This window comes from Vibrio sp. 947, assembly GCF_033339115.1.
GTDB lineage: Bacteria > Pseudomonadota > Gammaproteobacteria > Enterobacterales > Vibrionaceae > Vibrio > Vibrio alginolyticus.
Window position 1 is genome coordinate 255,533 of sequence record NZ_JAWOTX010000003.1, and the last position, 17,347, is coordinate 272,879.

General features: G+C 43.0%; 17 protein-coding genes and 1 pseudogene. 8 read left to right on the top strand and 10 right to left on the bottom strand.

The features are described 5' to 3' along the window. Positions 1-67: 67 nt before the first annotated feature. Positions 68-2,188: an anaerobic ribonucleoside-triphosphate reductase gene (gene nrdD, locus R7Q39_RS05555; protein WP_005388026.1), complete on the bottom strand. Its 2,121-nt coding sequence runs from the start codon at positions 2,186-2,188 to the stop codon at positions 68-70. A gap of 309 nt (positions 2,189-2,497) precedes the next feature. On the opposite strand from nrdD, the gene R7Q39_RS05560 reads away from it, so the two are divergent. Then, the gene (locus R7Q39_RS05560) at positions 2,498-3,361 is read left to right on the top strand and encodes an endonuclease/exonuclease/phosphatase family protein (protein WP_025767757.1); all 864 of its coding nucleotides are present in this window, start codon (positions 2,498-2,500) and stop codon (positions 3,359-3,361) included. Positions 3,362-3,397: 36 nt separating this feature from the next. Here R7Q39_RS05560 and R7Q39_RS05565 read toward each other — a convergent pair whose 3' ends face one another. Genes R7Q39_RS05565 through R7Q39_RS05575 form a run of 3 tightly spaced genes read right to left on the bottom strand, consistent with a single transcriptional unit; the run spans position 3,398 to position 4,562 of the window. Next, entirely contained in the window at positions 3,398-3,838 is a 441-nt protein-coding gene (locus R7Q39_RS05565; RefSeq protein ID WP_213872431.1) for a YeeE/YedE family protein, read from the bottom strand. Positions 3,839-3,852: 14 nt separating this feature from the next. After that, the gene (locus R7Q39_RS05570) at positions 3,853-4,266 is read right to left on the bottom strand and encodes a YeeE/YedE family protein (RefSeq protein ID WP_372036149.1); all 414 of its coding nucleotides are present in this window, start codon (positions 4,264-4,266) and stop codon (positions 3,853-3,855) included. Between the two features lie 5 nt (positions 4,267-4,271). Beyond that, positions 4,272-4,562: an ArsR/SmtB family transcription factor gene (locus R7Q39_RS05575; RefSeq protein ID WP_005376206.1), complete on the bottom strand. Its 291-nt coding sequence runs from the start codon at positions 4,560-4,562 to the stop codon at positions 4,272-4,274. A gap of 151 nt (positions 4,563-4,713) precedes the next feature. Here R7Q39_RS05575 and R7Q39_RS05580 point away from each other — a divergent pair. The 5 genes and pseudogenes from R7Q39_RS05580 to R7Q39_RS05600 form a co-directional block, all read left to right on the top strand. Then, positions 4,714-4,830: pseudogene (locus tag R7Q39_RS05580) on the top strand (pyridine nucleotide-disulfide oxidoreductase); the annotation flags it as partial. A gap of 79 nt (positions 4,831-4,909) precedes the next feature. Then, positions 4,910-6,613 (top strand): FAD-dependent oxidoreductase, encoded by a 1,704-nt coding sequence (locus R7Q39_RS05585; protein ID WP_318075866.1) that lies wholly within the window; start codon positions 4,910-4,912, stop codon positions 6,611-6,613. Between the two features lie 864 nt (positions 6,614-7,477). Continuing rightward, on the top strand, positions 7,478-8,101 hold the full coding sequence (locus R7Q39_RS05590) for a plasmid mobilization protein (RefSeq protein ID WP_140073257.1): 624 nt from the start codon (positions 7,478-7,480) through the stop codon (positions 8,099-8,101). A gap of 115 nt (positions 8,102-8,216) precedes the next feature. Further along, on the top strand, positions 8,217-9,854 hold the full coding sequence (locus R7Q39_RS05595) for a relaxase/mobilization nuclease domain-containing protein (protein WP_318075867.1): 1,638 nt from the start codon (positions 8,217-8,219) through the stop codon (positions 9,852-9,854). Positions 9,855-10,256: 402 nt separating this feature from the next. After that, positions 10,257-11,147 (top strand): hypothetical protein, encoded by an 891-nt coding sequence (locus R7Q39_RS05600; RefSeq protein WP_318075868.1) that lies wholly within the window; start codon positions 10,257-10,259, stop codon positions 11,145-11,147. Between the two features lie 79 nt (positions 11,148-11,226). Here the strand turns inward: R7Q39_RS05600 and R7Q39_RS05605 are convergent, their stop codons facing one another. Then, positions 11,227-11,823, bottom strand: coding sequence for a type IV toxin-antitoxin system AbiEi family antitoxin domain-containing protein (locus R7Q39_RS05605; RefSeq protein ID WP_318075869.1), 597 nt, complete (start codon positions 11,821-11,823; stop codon positions 11,227-11,229). Positions 11,824-12,125: 302 nt separating this feature from the next. On the opposite strand from R7Q39_RS05605, the gene R7Q39_RS05610 reads away from it, so the two are divergent. Beyond that, positions 12,126-12,533: a translesion error-prone DNA polymerase V autoproteolytic subunit gene (locus tag R7Q39_RS05610; protein ID WP_318075870.1), complete on the top strand. Its 408-nt coding sequence runs from the start codon at positions 12,126-12,128 to the stop codon at positions 12,531-12,533. After that, entirely contained in the window at positions 12,533-13,795 is a 1,263-nt protein-coding gene (locus R7Q39_RS05615) for a Y-family DNA polymerase (protein ID WP_318075871.1), read from the top strand. The genes R7Q39_RS05610 and R7Q39_RS05615 overlap by 1 nt, the downstream gene beginning before the upstream one ends. 155 nt (positions 13,796-13,950) lie before the next feature. Here R7Q39_RS05615 and R7Q39_RS05620 read toward each other — a convergent pair whose 3' ends face one another. From R7Q39_RS05620 to R7Q39_RS05640, 5 genes are all read right to left on the bottom strand, one after another. Beyond that, positions 13,951-14,316: a hypothetical protein gene (locus R7Q39_RS05620; RefSeq protein WP_318075872.1), complete on the bottom strand. Its 366-nt coding sequence runs from the start codon at positions 14,314-14,316 to the stop codon at positions 13,951-13,953. Between the two features lie 9 nt (positions 14,317-14,325). Continuing rightward, positions 14,326-15,540: a hypothetical protein gene (locus tag R7Q39_RS05625; RefSeq protein WP_318075873.1), complete on the bottom strand. Its 1,215-nt coding sequence runs from the start codon at positions 15,538-15,540 to the stop codon at positions 14,326-14,328. Positions 15,541-15,714: 174 nt separating this feature from the next. Next, on the bottom strand, positions 15,715-15,858 hold the full coding sequence (locus tag R7Q39_RS05630) for an OST-HTH/LOTUS domain-containing protein (RefSeq protein WP_318075874.1): 144 nt from the start codon (positions 15,856-15,858) through the stop codon (positions 15,715-15,717). 3 nt (positions 15,859-15,861) lie between these two features. Next, positions 15,862-16,449, bottom strand: coding sequence for an NYN domain-containing protein (locus tag R7Q39_RS05635; protein ID WP_318075875.1), 588 nt, complete (start codon positions 16,447-16,449; stop codon positions 15,862-15,864). A gap of 270 nt (positions 16,450-16,719) precedes the next feature. Next, a complete protein-coding gene (locus R7Q39_RS05640) occupies positions 16,720-17,304 on the bottom strand; it encodes a hypothetical protein (RefSeq protein ID WP_318075876.1) in 585 nt (194 codons plus the stop codon). Positions 17,305-17,347 lie beyond the last annotated feature (43 nt).

Sequence of the window (17,347 nt, forward strand, 5' to 3'; positions counted from 1 at the left end):
ATCGCGAAAGAGAAAATCAACCTGTTTAAAGTTGATTTTCAAAGTGTAAAACGAGTGGTAGTTAACCTTACAGGTGTTTAACTCGGCGCTTCACTTCTTCTTGCTTACCGAAGTTAAACGGGCGTGCATCTGGGCTGCCTAGGTAGCCACAAACACGACGTGTCACTGACACTTTGGTTGAATCATGGTTGCCACAGCTTGGGCAAGTGAAGCCTTTACTTGTACAGTCAAACTCACCGTTGTAACCACACTCGTAACACTCATCAATTGGCGTGTTAGTTCCGTAGTAAGGCACTCGGGTGTAACTGTAGTCCCATACGTTTTCTAGTGCTTCAACGTTACGTTGCATGTTCGGGAACTCGCCGTAACAGATAAAGCCGCCGCTTGAGATTTCTGGGTAAGGCATCTCAAAGTCGATCTTGTCGTATGGGTTCACCTTCTTCTCAACATCTAGGTGGAAGCTGTTGGTGTAGTAACCTTTGTCTGTTACGCCTTCAATTACGCCGAACTCTTTCGCATCGATGCGGCAGAAACGGCTACATAGGTTTTCACTTGGCGTTGCATATAAGCTGAAGCCATAACCTGTTTCGTCAGCCCATTGATTCACAGCATCTTTTAGATGCTTGATGATCGCGACCGCTTTTTCACGCAAAACAGCGTCATCATAAACGTGCGCTTCTGTACCGAATAGCGCGTTAATTGTCTCGTGTACACCGATGTAACCAAGAGAAATAGACGCACGACCGTTTTTGAATATATCTGCGATTGAGTCGTCTGCTTTCAAGCGAACACCACATGCGCCTTCCATGTATAGGATTGGGGCCACACGTGCTTTCACGTTTTCAAGGCGAGAGATACGTGTCTCTAGTGCTTTACGAGCAAGACGTAGGCGGTCATTTAGAAGCTCGTAGAATTTCTCTTCGCTTCCGTTTGCACGGATAGCGATACGAGGAAGGTTCAAGCTCACGACGCCAAGGTTGTTACGACCTTCGTGAATCAGCTCACCGTTTTCTTCGTAAGTACCAAGGAAGCTACGGCAACCCATTGGCGTTTTGAATGAACCGGTTACTTCCACTACTTTGTCGTAGTTAAGAATGTCTGGGTACATACGCTTAGACGCACACTCAAGCGCAAGTTGCTTGATGTCGTAGTTTGGATCTTCTGATTTGTGGTTCAAACCATCTTTGATGCCGAATACAAGTTTAGGGAATACCGCTGTTTTACGGTTCTTGCCTAGACCTGCAATACGATTCTTCAGAATCGATTTCTGGATCAGGCGGGATGCCCAGCTTGTACCAAGACCAAAACCGAACGTAACGAATGGGGTTTGACCGTTCGCTGTATGCAGCGTGTTTACTTCGTATTCTAGAGATTGAAATGCGTCGTAACACTCTTTCTCAGTGCGCGCTTTTGCGAACTCTTCTGGCTCAGCAATGTTCCACTCTTTTGCAATCTCTAGGTGTTTCTCGTAGCTTGTGATTACGTACGGTTCTAGAACCTCATCAATACGGTTGATGGTTGTACCGCCGTAAATGTGGCTCGCGACTTGAGCAATGATTTGTGCTGTTACCGCTGTTGCAGTCGAAATTGATTTTGGCGTATCAATCTCAGCGTTACCCATTTTAAAACCATGCGTCAGCATGCCTTTAAGATCGATAAGCATACAGTTAAACATTGGGAAGAACGGTGCGTAGTCTAAATCGTGGTAGTGAATGTCACCCACTTCGTGCGCTTGAACCACATCGCGAGGAAGAATGTGCGTCTTCGCGTAGTGTTTCGCTACGATACCAGCCAACAAGTCACGTTGAGTCGGAATTACTTTGCCGTCTTTGTTCGCGTTCTCGTTGATTAGATCCAGATTACTTTCTTCAATCAAACCTTCGATTTCGCGAGTTAGTGCACTTTGCTTCTCACGAGCGATGTCGCGATCGTGGCGATATTCAATGTAAGAACGCGCTAGGGCTTTGTAAGGACCTTGCATGAGTTCATTTTCGACTAAGTCTTGAATCTCATGGATGTGAACTTCATCGTGTTCTCTTAACTGTAACTCGACAGCAAGAGCCACATTAAGAGCATAAATAGCGACATCTTTATCTTTGTTTTCCGCTGCTGCTTCAACTGCTGCTTGGATACGATCCCTGTTGAACGGAGCTCTTGATCCGTCGCGTTTGATTACGATTGGTTTCACTTTGTTCTCCTTACCCGAGCATACTCACAGAGTTATCCACAAACACACTATATGGGGTCATTTTTTATTCTGGCAACACAATATATTGTGGCGTATTTAACGAGAAGCACCACTCGAAAACATTGATTTTGATCAATAAAGATTGGCTAGCGAACAAGAAGAAATCGATCTTATTGGCGTTGATCTCAGTTGCGAAGAAAACCATGAAAATTGCAAAATTGGTACTAAATCTACTTGCTATTTTTGGAGGTCTTGTAGGATAAAGGATGGAAAGGAATACGCTAAAAGATAGGAGTGCAACAGGCCAAAATGCGATCACTTTTTGTTACGTTAATATTACTTTTTAGTTCTCTTTCATTTGCTCAAAACTCCATCAATCTAACCAGTTGGAACATAGAATGGTTATCTATAGATGGTGGAAAAGTGTCGAGAACACCACAAGATTTTGAAAAGCTGACCCACTATGTGGATAAAACACAAGCCGACATTTTTGCTTTTCAAGAAGTCGAAAGTGCTGCTGCCATCCAAAAAGCCGTTGGCAATGACTTCACTATTTATCTTTCCGATCGTTCAAACGCCTCCAACCGACACCTTCAGTTTAACGACACCAACCAATACACAGGCTTTGCCGTGCGCAATGGCGTAAGCGTATTAGACAAGCCAGACTTCTCTATCACACGAGGCAACAGCAAGCTTCGCTTCGCGAGCTACCTTGTTTTAAATCCAAACCAAGAAAACGAGACTCACCTACTCTCTGTACATCTGAAAGCGGGTTGCAGTGGCGCGTATCGTAATAACCGCGATTGTAAGATAGTGAAACAACAAGGACAGGCACTAGCTAAGTGGATAAAGGCGCGCGAGGACAACAAACAACATTATGTCGTGCTTGGCGACTTTAACCACAACTTGGGTTATCAAGGAGATTGGTTGTGGGACGTGATATCGGACAATACTAGTGCAAAGCTAGTGACTAAAGACACTAAAGCGGAATGTAAAGTGCGCTCTAATCGTAATCCGAATAAAACCCACCAATTCCGCTCGGTGATAGACCACATCATTGCGAGTGGTGATTTAAAGGCGTCGTCTGGTGTTCAAACCGTTTTCAAAACACAAGATGTACTCGACTATAAACTGAGTGACCATTGCCCGGTTTCTACGACACTCACTTTTTAGCGTTTAAGTACTCTTTTTAACGTTGAAGTACTTTCTTTATTGACGAACCACTCTTTTAGCGGTGAATGACCCAACCAACATTGCCGCTATAAAGAGCAGAACTTGTGTGTTGCCAGTAAAAAGGCTGGCAACCGCAGGACCAGGACACACACCCAGTAAGCCCCAACCAATACCAAACAGTGCTGCACCACCGACTAACTTTTTGTCTATCGTTTTAGAAGTCGGGCATACAATCTCATCACCAAACACAGATTCGCTTCTTGGCTTTATTAATAAAAGATAAGCTGGAACGAACACCGCAAGTGCTCCGCCCATTACGAAGGCTAAGCTTGGATCCCATGCCCCAGTAATATCGAGAAAGCCAATCACTTTTGCCGGTTCAGCCATACCAGAGACCACCATACCAATACCAAAGAGCACACCAGAAAATGCAACAACGGACATTTGCTTAATACTTTTCATTACGTGAGTTTTCATAACGACACTATTCCTCACGATACTAGCAAGACGGTTAACATGGCTGTGGCCATAAAAGTACACGTCGCGACCACAGAACGGATTGAGAAACGCCCTATTCCACAAATGCCATGGCCACTAGTACAACCATTGCCGATACGCGTACCAACACCGACTAACAAGCCAGCAACGATAACTAAAATAAGAGAACCGCTGTACTGATCTGGTACATGCCCGCCAAGAACATAAACAGCAAACAAGCCACCTAATACCATCGCAATTAAAAAAACAATTCGCCAAACGCGGTCTGCGCTCTCAACGGCACCGTTTAAGATCCCACTGATCCCAGCAGTCTTGCCAGTAAATAGCATCAGTGTTATCGCTGATACGCCAACTATTATGCCGCCCAACAGCGACATCCAAGGAACTTCAAACATAGCAACCGCCAAACTAATTACTTACAGAAAACTTGCTTAAAGGCCTCAACCAACGGACCAACTCTTTCATCAGAAATTGAATAAAATACCTGCTGAGAAACTTTTCTAGCTTTAATAATGTCGTGCTTTCTCAATACGGTGAGATGTTGTGAAAAAGCAGATTGGCTTAATGATGAACCTTCAAACAGTTCACCAACCCCTTTCTCGCCTTCAATCAGCTTACACATCACGATTAGGCGCTCTGGATGAGCCATAATTTTAAGCAGCTCACTCGCTTCGGTCGCACTTTGTAGCATACTGTCGCCCATTCTTATGCCTCTTCATTACTACATTACATTTCATTAGATATTACTAATTAATATTATTAAGTCAATGCTAATATAGATTAAATAACATTAGACTTAGCTAATTTATTTAAGTAAGGTGTAGGCGTTTTCGATCATTCAGCAGGAGAAATCCATGAGCAAAATCGTGATTATTGGTGGGGTTGCTGGCGGTGCATCTGCAGCAGCTCGCGCTCGTCGTCTTAGTGAAGACGCAGAAATCATTATGTTTGAACGCGGTCCATTTGTGTCATTAGAAAAGTAAATAATAAACCACTCTTTTTACAGAGAGTGGTTTATTAAGTACTTTCGATTAAATTTGGAGTTAGGTAATGACAAAGATTCTTATTGTTGGTGGCGTTGCTGGTGGAGCATCAGCCGCAGCACGTGCTCGTCGCTTGAGTGAAGATGCAGAAATCATCATGTTCGAAAGAGGAAGTTTCGTCTCGTTCGCCAATTGCGGCTTGCCATACCACATAGGTGGTGACATTAAGGATAGAAGTAAGCTCCTCTTGCAAACTCCAGAAAGCTTCTTAGCTCGATTTAACGTTGATGTTCGTGTTATGAACGAAGTCATATCCATTGATCGACACAACAAGCAGGTTACTGTTAAGAACCTATTGGATAATAGCGAGTATACAGAAAGCTATGACTTCTTGCTCCTTAGCCCTGGCGCAGGCCCTATCGTACCTCCAATCCCTGGTATTGATAACCCACTAACCCATTCGCTGCGTAACATCCCAGACATGGATCGTATCATTCAAACGATCCAGATGAACAAGCCAGAGCACGCAACGGTTGTCGGTGGTGGATTCATCGGTCTAGAAATGATGGAAGCCTTCCACCAATTGGGAATTAAAACCACGCTAATTGAGATGGCCGATCAGGTGATGACACCTGTCGACCGTGAAATGGCGGGCTTTGCTCACGCTGAAATTCGCGAGAAAGGTATTGACCTTAAACTAGGCGTTGCTCTTCAAGCTATCGAGTACGTGCCGAACGAGCATATAGCCAGCATCGGCTCTGGTGAAGATACCGAACACCAGCATATTGAAGGTGAACTCAATCTTACTCTAAGCAATGGTGAGTCACTAACTACTGACATCTTAATCATGGCTATCGGTGTGCGCCCTGAGACTAAGTTGGCAAAAGAAGCAGGGCTTCAAATTGGTGAACTAGGTGGTATCTACACCAATGAAATGATGCAGACCAGCGATCCTAGCATTTACGCTGTGGGTGATGCGGTCGAAGAAAAAGACTTTGTCACAGGTGCACAAACTTTGGTGCCGCTTGCTGGCCCTGCTAACCGTCAAGGTCGCATGGCTGCCGACAATATGCTTGGACGCAGTGAAACCTATCAAGGTACACAAGGCACCGCTATCTGTAAGATTTTTGACCTCGCGGTTGCTTCAACAGGCAAAAACGAGAAACAACTTAAACGTGATGGTGTTGAGTACGAAAAGGTCTACGTTCATACCGCAAGCCATGCAAGTTACTACCCAGGCGCTGAGATTGTCTCGTTCAAGATGTTGTTCGATCCAAAAACAGGCAAGATCTTCGGTGCGCAAGCAGTGGGTAAAGACGGTGTCGATAAACGAATTGATGTGATGGCGGTAGCACAACGTGCGGGCATGACGGTCGAGCAGCTTCAACACCTTGAGCTCACTTACGCGCCGCCGTATGGCAGTGCAAAAGATGTGATCAACCAAGCAGCCTTTGTGGCAAACAACATCATTAAGGGTGACGCCACTCCAATTCACTTTGATGAAATGGACTCACTAACAGACGAGCAAGTCCTGCTTGATGTACGTAATCCTGGCGAACTTGAAAATGTTGGCTTTATCAAAGATGCGATCAACATTCCTGTAGACCAATTGCGTCACCGTATGGACGAACTACCAAAAGACAAGGAAATCGTAATCTACTGCCAAGTTGGGTTACGCGGTAACGTTGCATATCGTCAGCTCGTTAATAATGGCTTCAAGGCCCGTAACCTGATTGGCGGTTATCGCACTTACAAGTTCGCCACCGCATAAGGTAAACCAAACACTGCCCTTTTCCTTTGGAGCACTCTATGTGCTCCTTTTTTGATTGTAACAATCAGTCAGTCTCTTGATGCTCACATCTCCGAGAAAATAATGTAGCAAATGGATATTTAAGCCTAAATTTTAATCGCCATAATGGGCGAAATATTTGTGAGTATCAAAGATATCTACATAGTCAGTAGACTAGGCATTAAAGGCTGGCCATATCTGACATCGTTGTTCTGTGAGCTAAGCAACAACACAAAGCAAACTCGAGCATTCGCCAACGGCGGAAATATGAACTCTTGCGTTCCTTTCTGCCATTTAAATACCCCACTCTAACTCTACATATTGCTCCTCAACCCTTGAGCTAACATTTGTGAGCGCATCTTTGTGACTTGACTAAATTAATTTACTTTGTATTAAGTTAAACTCCGCAAACAACCATTTTTATGAATGAGATTTCTAACATAAGCATATTCCATTTTGTTAATTATCCACATTTAATGGAAGATATTTGTGTGTAACCAACATCAAACAGAAAAATCAAATAACCTACCAGACAATAGTATATATGTCAGTTGATTAGTAACAATAATAACCTTAACATATATACATAGTCATAAATAAACATCCCAAACGCTCTTTAAAAACTCAAATACACATCACACTCATTGAGTGCGGGACGATACTTAACAATAAGGTCATCGCACTCAATAAATATCATGCAACAAGCCAGTACTGATATTTTCTCGTTCCTCGAAAATCCCAGTCGCTTGCTCTGCGAGGCGTCCTCGGCTACGCCTGTGGTGCTCGAACCTTACGGTTCTGCGCCAAAAATCCCTACCAAAAATAATAATAATAAAGGTTACAAAAATGATTAAACTAACTTTCGAAGAGCTTATAGCTCGACTCAGCAAAAAAGAACTTGAACAAATGCGAACTGACACTTTTCAAAGTGAAGAAATGAGTAATACAGAAAAGATCGAACGCATACAACTAATAGAAATCGCCATTAAAAAACGCTCCAAGCGTGGTCGACCTACAAAAAGCGAAGAACAGAAGCAGACAAAAAAGATTACTGCGAATGTGACCCAAGCTGAGCAGAAGCTCTTGAGAGAAAAAGCAAAGCGCCTCGGCTACAAGCATATAAGCGACTACTTAAGGCAGATCTGCTTCAATTTAACTCCGCAACTTAGAGTAGAAGAGACAAGTCTGCCCAATACCGCTTCTGAACAGTTCATTTCAGACACCATGGGTGAGGTCGTCAGTCTTCTTCAGTACTCGTTAATGCAAGAGAAGCTAAATAACGAAGAAGTGATGAACATCTTCAACTTTCTGCAAGACATTCAAAATGTAGTCACAGCACACCGTCAGCAGCGAATTGGAGAGTTCGATGAACAGACAGCTATCGTTATCGCAAATCAGTTCCTTAGCGCAGAGCAGCTCCAAGAGCTCGCTGACAACAAAGCACTAAATGACGAGCTATCAATTCAATAAAAAACCGTAAGCTACTACAACTAAAGCAAACTTGATTTGCAAGCAAATCAAAAGCAAGTCGAGTTTGCCTTTCCTACTCCACTTACCACCAAAAATAATAATAAAGGTAACTCACATGATCAGAATTAGATTCAAAAACGTGCCCAAGAATAATGGCGCTACGCAGAAAGGCGAAGACCGCGCTAACTATGTTGCTGGCACAACTAAAGACCTCGACCAGCTCGATGGACTAAATAGAGCAAACTACGTGGCGGGCAAAACAAAAGACCACAATGACCACGACCCTCTGAGCTCAAAAACCGAGTTCCTGACTAGCGGTAATATCGCCTCTCCACTGCCGACTCTACTAACCCCCTTCCTGCCACACCATCAAATGGATTGGTCGCATATTGGTAGGGAAATCGGCTCAGTGAAAAGCATGAAAGGCTTAATAAAAGATCCGATTCACGAGATGATTAGCCTCCGAGAAGGCGAACATCTAACACGCAAGCAATGGCTTCAACTTGCCAGAGATTACGTTAAAGAGCTCGGGCTGCAAGGCGCTAAGTACATTTTTTTTATACACCGTGACACTAAAAAAGAGCACATACACCTTGTGTATAGCGGTACAGATGCTGTAACTAAAAAAGTACTGAATCATTGGCAAGATCGAAAGAAAGCCACCAAATTAATGAGGAAGTACGAAAGATGGTTTGGACTCGAAGCAGTACCAAATCCAGGCGACCGCCTTGACCAAGATGTTACAGAAGACTACACCGATAAAAGCAAGATTGGCAAATCGAAAGCCGCAAGGCAAACAAGTCAAAAAGCACGGATTGCAAGGGCCATTAGCAGCGTCATCAAGCAAAATGAAGTTCTTGACTATCAGCCCACCCTGCTTGAGTTCTTGGAGCAACTTGAACTTGCTGGAGTGGCTGCAAGTCTTAGCTACAAAAAACTTGGCGACAAACACCCCGCAGGCATTAGCTTCCGACTTTCTAGGAACGCGAAAAAGAGCCTAACTGCTAATAATGGCAATAACAGTGGCAAGGATGGCATTAACGCTGCCAAATACATTCCAGGTAGCAAGATCGGCCACGGCGGCGTCTACAAGTTTAGTTCACTGCTAGAAACAGGATGTTTTGCTCTTAACGATAAAGAGGCGTCCATGGTTCGCCAGATGAACATTAAAGAAGGTGCGAGGAAGTTTGGCATAAGTCCTGACCCAGACGTTCAGCTAGGCTTCAATCAGCCCATCGAGGATAACGCCTACTGCAACGTGGTGTGCCGCTACAAGCTCAAAGATGAAGCCAAGGTCAAAGCAGCTATTAATGCGGTCAGCCTACCTGTCTATGAGAGGCTATTTAATCAGACTGGCGAGAAAGACTACATGAGGTTCAATCCTAAGCTTCGCGCATTCGTCATTCGCGTAAAAGCAACCAAGCGCCGCTGGCATAAGTTCGAGTACAACCAGCAATGGTCGAGCAACAAAAAGATGACTAGGGGCGAATTCAATGCTCTGGTTAATCAGCGCATGGCCGAAATGCTCATCGAATTCATAGAAAGGATTCTTCAAATGTTCAGCATTATTGGAGTGGAAATTGAAACGCATGCGGGCGACTATCAGAAGCAGGATGATTTCAAGCTTAAGCACAATGCGCAGCCTCAGATACTCCATGAGGACGATTTGGATAAGATACTGAGCCGTATTGGTGGCAGTGACATCGAAGCCCTTACCAAAAACCATGACTTGAGTTCAAGCCTCTCGCTCTAACTCCAGCCACCTACGGGTGGCTTTGCTTTTGCTATCAATCTATCGTAAGACATTGATTTAAAGTGAAGTAATATTAACCAACATGACATTTGTAACTTGCGTAAGTTATATTAATTGGTAGATATATCTCTCCCACAACTTGCTGACATTTAATATTAGAAATACCACATTAAAACACCTTAAAATATAAAGAACACACAATATGACAAATTAATTAATTTAGTAAACCAATCGGTTATTCATTCACTATTTATTAAAACCCACAAACCTAACAAAAAGTTGAGAATAATTACATAATGCATAAAATTAACTTGTCAATTACTAATAAATATTATTGACCTTAATGTGAGTTAATGCAACCATATATTCAAGCCAATAAAAATAATAATAAAGGCATTTAAAATGAGTATTGAAGAACAAGCAATCGCTCTGCGAAATAAACTAAACACCCCTTCTGAAATTAAATCCGATAATAATGGATACTCGATTTCGTACAGTAAAGTATTTCCCAAGTTGCATCAACTGGATGAGCTGGCAACAGTAAAAGACAAAAAGGTTAGTCTTCACATCCGCGCACTAATTAAAAGGGGCAATGAGGTTATTCTCAGCAAGCCTATCATCACCATTCCACTGCATCAGCTAACAAAAATGCCAGTGAGCAGAATGGAGGTTGTGCAGCTATACGCAACAGAATATTACGATCCTGAGCTGCATGGGATGAACATGCACCTGAAACCTCGTTACTTCGAAGAGATGAAGCCAATCCTTCAGTATGCCATCCTTCAAAATCAAATCTCAGCAAAGACTCTTGATGAGCGCAGAGAAAAGTTTGTGCACAAGGATAGCAATATGATTTACAACAGCGCTAAACCAATACATGAGTTGTGCGACTGGATCGGAGAAGTTGAAGAACTAGGCGTCGCGGAACTACGAGCAGATGAAGCACAAGACATTCAGCAGGCAGTTGCTCGGCTAGAGTCAATTCTCACCAATCTAGGATATGAGCGAACTAGCTTTAACACAGAAAAATACAAGAATGATGAAATCGCTAAAGCGATTAACAATAAATACAGCCTCAAGAACAGAAAAAGCAAGGATGGCGCTGGTAAAACAGCAGAACAAAAGAGGGCCGTTCTGGCAAGAGATAGAGCTTCGCGACTTAAAAACTGTGATGAGTCTCTACTCACTCCTCTTCCACCCACAGCCACACAATCTGGCGTATCCAAGTTTAGAATTGCATACGAAGAAGAACGAGGAAACCCAATTCCCAAGAAAAAAGAGAGTGAGAAGTAAACTCGCCCCTTCGCCAACGGCGGCATCAATTAAAAACAAACGAGAGAGCCAGCGGCCCTCTCGTTAATCTCCAATTCTGTCAGAGCGTCAAGCTTAGCGCCTGCATGTAGCGCATCATCACATTCGTCATTCGGTAGCGTTTAGCATACTCCCATATCCTCTCTTGGTTCAACTTGTTGGCTCGCTGTGCCTCTGTAAGTGCTTCAATTGCAACATCAACACCAATTTTATTGCGAAACTTAAAGCAATCAACAATTGTTCTCTCAATGTCCGTAACCAGCACAGGGACACCATCAATCTTTGTGCAGATAACTCCAAAGTGCTCTGTTTCCCTGCTCCTAATTATCTGAATTTTTGGATATTCAATGCTAGGTGCCCTATCACCTTTTTTAATGCATAGCCATATTTGGAAAGGGGCTTGGGTAGTAAGATTATGGTATCTAAGAGCGGACAGAAGGCAAATAATGCCATTCTTCGCTCTGGCACTAACCACCGCAAAAGACTGCATTTCTGACTCTTCTCGACCAATATATCCGTACAGCCCTCTTTGTAGTTTTTCTAGAAGTCCTTTTTCCACAGCGCGACCAAGAGCTGCACGCGTTATGCCTAATTGTGCGGCGTCTGATGTGGTAAATATTGATAGTTCTTTAAGCTTATCTAGGTCTGATGGATTCATAAATAATGATACGTTTTGCTATACATTATCTAGATTGTATGTCGTAAAGTATCACCAAGGCATTGTTCATTGTTGAATTGAGTCAAAAGTCACATTGTAGGACGTTTCGATGTTTGAGTTTTGATCCTACAGAATCGGTTAAGTATCTCGCTAACGCCAATAGTAATTTTACGAAATCATAGGAACCCGCCTTCAAAGCGCAACATTAAATTTGCTGAGACATTGCGCAAACAGTTCACAGCCACTTGCCAAAATGACTTTTCCACACCAAAATAACACTGTCTATTTATACAGTATTATTTATGAAAGTTATTCCAATTAGCGCACATGCTGGCATCACTGGATTTGAGTCTCCAGCTACCGAGTACACTCAGCTCTCTTTAGATCTAGATGAACTGCTAGTAGAGCACCCCAGCGCAACATTTATTGGGCGTGCGTGTGGTGACTCTATGCAAGGGCTTGGCATATTTGATCAAGATTTGCTGATCGTTGATCGACATGTGGATGTAAAACATAACGATGTTATCGTCGCGAATCTCAATGGTGAGTTCATATGTAAGCAGATTGATATTCATCGCAAGCTGCTACTGTCAGCAAACAACAAATACCAACCAGCCTTGATTACAGAATGTGATTCCTTCTCTTTAGAAGGTGTGGTCATCCGATCCATACGTTGTCACAGGCCAAGCCACCTACTGAGAACAAAATAGTGTATGCCTTAGTAGATGCAAACTCATTTTATTGTAGTGCTGAGCAAGTCTTCCGTCCCGACTGGCGAGGTAAGCCCGTCATTGTTCTATCTAACAACGACGGGTGCGTGGTGGCTGCAAATCGACAGGCCAGAGATGCAGGCATTGAGAAGTTCAAACCGTTCTTTCAAGTTAAAGCACTGTGTGAACAGAAAGGCGTAATCGCCTTATCATCCAATTATGAGTTATACGCCGACCTCTCGTCCAAAATGATGCAAGTAATTGGTCGGTACGCCCCAGAGCAGCACATCTACAGTATCGATGAATCTTTCCTATCATTCGAACGTTGTTACCCTGCCATTCCATGCTTGAAAACGCATGGAATGAAGCTGAGGCGAGCTGTATGGCGAGAATGTCGTTTACCCGTTTGCGTTGGCTTTGGAGCAACTCTTACACTAGCTAAAGTTGCTAACCATGCCGCAAAGAAAATATACGGGTATGACGGAGTTTGTGTACTCGACAACGAAAACGATCGCAGAGCCATACTGTCAAAGCTCAGTGCTGGTGACGTCTGGGGCATTGGTAAGAAAATACAAGCTCGTTTGAAGTTCATGGGTATCAATACAGCACTGGAGCTAGCTAACTATCCACCAGCGTTAGCTCGTAAAGAATTTAACGTCGAAGTCGAACGCACTATCCGAGAGCTCAACGGACAACCATGCAAAGCTTGGGATCAATCGAGGGCAGACAAAAAACAAATTTACTCTACAAGGAGTGCTGGTCAGCGTATTACCGACCTGGAATCATTGCGCCAGGCTTTAGCAAAGCATGCGAATATAGCGTCGTCAAAGGCGCGTCAGCAGAAAAGCCTGTGTAAGGTGATGTTATGCTTCGCTAACAGCTCCCCCTTCGATGAAAAGGCTGTAACGCGCAGGGCGGTTCATAGGTTTGCCTACCCTACTTCAGATGTAACACAAATCACTAAAGCCGCCACTTTACTGGCAGAAGAGCTATTTTTTGAAGGTGTTCGCTTCTACAAAATTGGCGTAGGGCTACTGGACTTAACCGATGGCAAACATGAACAGTTAGATCTGTTTAACCCTATGCCCAACGACCCAAAACTCATGGCTGTGTATGACACGATAAACCAGCGTTATGGATCTGACACCTTATTTCTAGGGGCACAAGGAATAGCGCAGAAATGGGGCATGCGGCGTGAAATGCTAACGCCCCACTACACAACGAAATGGCAAGATCTGCCAGTCATCAAGTGTGGGTCATAGTGTAGGATGTCCTTCAGCAATTACTGAATGATTTCGCTACAATAATTACTGACTCTGTTACCACCACTACCATTTACCACAATTGGCCGCCTACGAGCACACCTGATAAACCAAAACTATATACGCCATAAAAACAAGCATATAGAGACAAACTTCTACTTCATCAATCGAAGAAATTGCGGGTTTGAAACTTGCATCTGAAGTGAATTCTTGTACTCAGTAATCTGTCCACGTGCGCAGACGCGTTGGCTTTCAAACTTAGTAATCTTACCAAACCGCTGCTCAAAACCCTGTAAGTTACTGTCCCAGATTAGCACTGCTAATGTCTGATTTGGATAACGATTATCAAGATTCAAATAATGTGCCTTTTTACCTTTAGAAACCTGTGCTACCGTCCCACAAGCCATCACTGTATCACCTACATGAAAAGCCGCTTTACTTGCTTCAATTCTTGGCTCTTTCGCGTTGGATAGAAAGGAAGTACTTAGCATTACAAACATCAGTGCGAGCTTACGATTCATACTTTCACCTTAAAACAGTTCAATTTGATTTGGGGAGTTAACGATCATCTGAGGACGTCCATTGTATATGGTAATTTCTCCATGAACGCATACTTTTTGGTTTCTCAAAACGTTAAACGAAGCGATGTTGGTTAGGACATAGTCAGCATCAGAATCCCAAACAACTGAAGTGAAGGGTGTGTCTGGAAAGGCTTTTTCAAAATTCAAGTACGTACCTTTTGAAAAATTAGTTACTTGAACCACTACACCACACACAACGTTATAGGCCCCTTCGTGTTTTGAAGCCGATGCAACAGCAATAGTATTGGCAGGCGGCCAATCTTCATTGGATAACACCTGTTTAATATTTTCTTCGGGAACTTCTTGCCAAGCATCAACTGAGTGTAATGATTCTACACTAAATTCATTTTCGTCAAGCGCATGCGTTACGGCTTGAAAGTTTTCTTTCGATGTCGCTAATGTGTGCTCAGATTCTTTATCTGACGTTGGATTCAACGTCACTAAAGAAGAAGGATTTTTACTTTCAAAAGGATCATTTTGATTGTTAGTCATAAAAATAGCCACAAGTAACACCGCTGCGAGCGTAATGCTAACACCAAGCCAAAAGTTAGATTTTCCTTCTGACTTTACGGGTTCAGGACTCGCTTTTACTTCATTCTGAAACGCAGGAGTCGACAGGCGTATTTCTTCAACTAAAACTCGCAGATCCGTTATTTGTCTTGTAATGCTTTCGGTGTTGTCATTCTCCCTAGAAAGCTCACTTAACTTATTGTTATACCATGAAATTAAACTTTCTCGCTCTCTCTGTTTAGATGCTTCTGTTATCTTATTATTTGATTGGATATCCAGAGTATGTCGGATTTTATTAATAACACTCTTGGGCTCACCTAACATTTGTTTATTGCTAAATCTAAGTACAATGCCGAACTTGGTAATCAATGAGTTTTGACGAACAAGGAAGTCTTTCCATTTCTGATGGTTAACATCTTTATACGTGCCATCAAGCTCAATAGGTAAATAGTATCCTTTCGCCTTGTTAAGGATCATAAAATCTATGTATCTATTACCATTGTAATCATCAACGAAGTGATATTGGGGGATAACATCATCTGGAGAAATTTCAGGGATCTGGCTCAGAACTCTGTCGACAAATGCTTCTTCATAACCAGCAACATGTTCTATCTGCTTGCTATATTTGATTTTCCAGCTTTTCCAGTTATTCATCTGACTACCAATACGACCAACTTTGTCCGAGTGATTCTAAATGAAACACCATGCCATTACTACAAATAGCATATGTTCATCTATCTACCCACTTGGCAGCCTTGCTAGATTGTCTTATCAAATTAATTTGGCTGAGCGTATCTAATGCTGTGAACATCGAACGCAAAACGAGAACTAATGCTTACTCCCTTTAGTCACCAGTCTAAATTCCAAACCCGATTGCTTCGATTGACGTGTGGAGTAACGGTTAGGGAACTTGTCGAAAAAATCAGATAGCTTCTTCAAACCATAATTACGCGGGTCAAAGTCAGGCTTCAAGCGTTAAAGATACTGCCCTACCTCACCCAGTTTGGCCCAGCCAGACTCATCATGATAGTTTTGCCATGCTCGGTGCATCAGTTGCCAGATTTCTTTCTCAACACCAGTTATCTGAGTGGATTGTTGAGGAGGTTGCGTGGACTCTTCCTGTGGCTTATCCCCGTTTAGGTTTTCAATAGCGACAAAATCATCACAGGCGTTTTTAAACGAAGCAGGCGTCATTGCCTTCCCAACTCCTATGACGTACATTTCAGACTCTCTCAGCCTTGTTGCTAGGCTAGTGAAATCACTATCACTTGAGATGAGTGCAAAAGCATCGAACCGCTGACTGTAAAGCAGATCCATTGCATCAATAATCATCAATGCGTCAGTGGAGTTCTTGCCCGTAGTGTATGCAAATTGCTGCTTCGCTTGTATAGCAAGCTCATTGAGGGGTTGTTTCCAGTTTTTGAGTTGCTCAGTTGAGAAGTCGCCGTATGCACGTTTGACGATGATTTGACCGTAGCGTGATAACTCTTCGATGATAGAACTCAATTTAGAATGTGGGGTGTTCTCAGAGTCAATGAGAACAGCAATTTTACGACTTCCCATGTAGCGTTTCCTTCTTCTATTCATAGGAATAGTATCCAAGTCATCATTCAAATGCCACTGCATGCGTATGAGGTTAAATAAAAAAAAGAAAGGACTGGAATCCCATGGGCTAGTGCCCATGAATCTATCGAATTATTCAAAGCGGTAGCTTTGGGTAAAGAAAAGGCCACTTTTACTCTATTATATATAAATAGAGAAAGTGGCCTGTAGATTCTGAACTGGTACTAACGCTATGAAAGCTTCAGCTCAGTTGTTCTCGTTGTTTTCGTGTTAAGTCATTTCTGCCAAAAGACAACTAAATGCCTGTTGGCTATCAGAGCACCAACCTCCCATTTTCCACATTAGCGTCTTCTTCGCTAATTTATGTGGGGGCTTCTGCATCCACCGACTCATTTGAGCCTCACCATTTGAGCGACTTCCCAGTTGCTTTTTCATAGCAATCATCAATTCTCTCGACAACCCTGGTGGCATTGTTATTGAGCGTAACCCCCTCACTACATGGGTAGAAGAGTCAACAATATGGATATCAATACAATATCTTGATTCTGTAGTGCTCAGTTCTCCCATGACAATGTCAGGAATTAACCTCGCGTCAAAAGGGCTATCAAATGTCGTTACCTTTGTCTTGCCATCTCGGAACTGCCAAAGCAACAAAATAGCGCCATCCTTTTCAAGTAGACCACAGTACAACTCACCACGACGTAAGATGCTCTCTTCATATTGAGAGATATCAGGCATAACAACTACCAGCCTGTTACCAAATGGTCGCATAAATTCTGCAATGGCACCTTGTCCGTGTGCTGGGATCTGCATTGGATAGTGTTGACCTACCGTCAACATAACTGCTTCATTCATAATAGATTACCTTTATTTTCAATTGTTAGTGGTGTGGGGAAGC

Coding starts and splice junctions, on each gene's coding strand:
- R7Q39_RS05620 (WP_318075872.1), bottom strand. CDS start 14,316: ATGAATCGTAAGCTCGCACTGATGTTTGTAATGCTAAGTACTTCCTTT.
- R7Q39_RS05625 (WP_318075873.1), bottom strand. CDS start 15,540: ATGAATAACTGGAAAAGCTGGAAAATCAAATATAGCAAGCAGATAGAA.
- R7Q39_RS05595 (WP_318075867.1), top strand. CDS start 8,217: ATGATCAGAATTAGATTCAAAAACGTGCCCAAGAATAATGGCGCTACG.
- R7Q39_RS05590 (WP_140073257.1), top strand. CDS start 7,478: ATGATTAAACTAACTTTCGAAGAGCTTATAGCTCGACTCAGCAAAAAA.
- R7Q39_RS05605 (WP_318075869.1), bottom strand. CDS start 11,823: ATGAATCCATCAGACCTAGATAAGCTTAAAGAACTATCAATATTTACC.
- R7Q39_RS05640 (WP_318075876.1), bottom strand. CDS start 17,304: ATGAATGAAGCAGTTATGTTGACGGTAGGTCAACACTATCCAATGCAG.
- R7Q39_RS05600 (WP_318075868.1), top strand. CDS start 10,257: ATGAGTATTGAAGAACAAGCAATCGCTCTGCGAAATAAACTAAACACC.
- R7Q39_RS05560 (WP_025767757.1), top strand. CDS start 2,498: ATGCGATCACTTTTTGTTACGTTAATATTACTTTTTAGTTCTCTTTCA.
- R7Q39_RS05585 (WP_318075866.1), top strand. CDS start 4,910: ATGACAAAGATTCTTATTGTTGGTGGCGTTGCTGGTGGAGCATCAGCC.
- R7Q39_RS05610 (WP_318075870.1), top strand. CDS start 12,126: ATGAAAGTTATTCCAATTAGCGCACATGCTGGCATCACTGGATTTGAG.
- R7Q39_RS05635 (WP_318075875.1), bottom strand. CDS start 16,449: ATGGGAAGTCGTAAAATTGCTGTTCTCATTGACTCTGAGAACACCCCA.
- R7Q39_RS05575 (WP_005376206.1), bottom strand. CDS start 4,562: ATGGGCGACAGTATGCTACAAAGTGCGACCGAAGCGAGTGAGCTGCTT.
- R7Q39_RS05565 (WP_213872431.1), bottom strand. CDS start 3,838: ATGAAAACTCACGTAATGAAAAGTATTAAGCAAATGTCCGTTGTTGCA.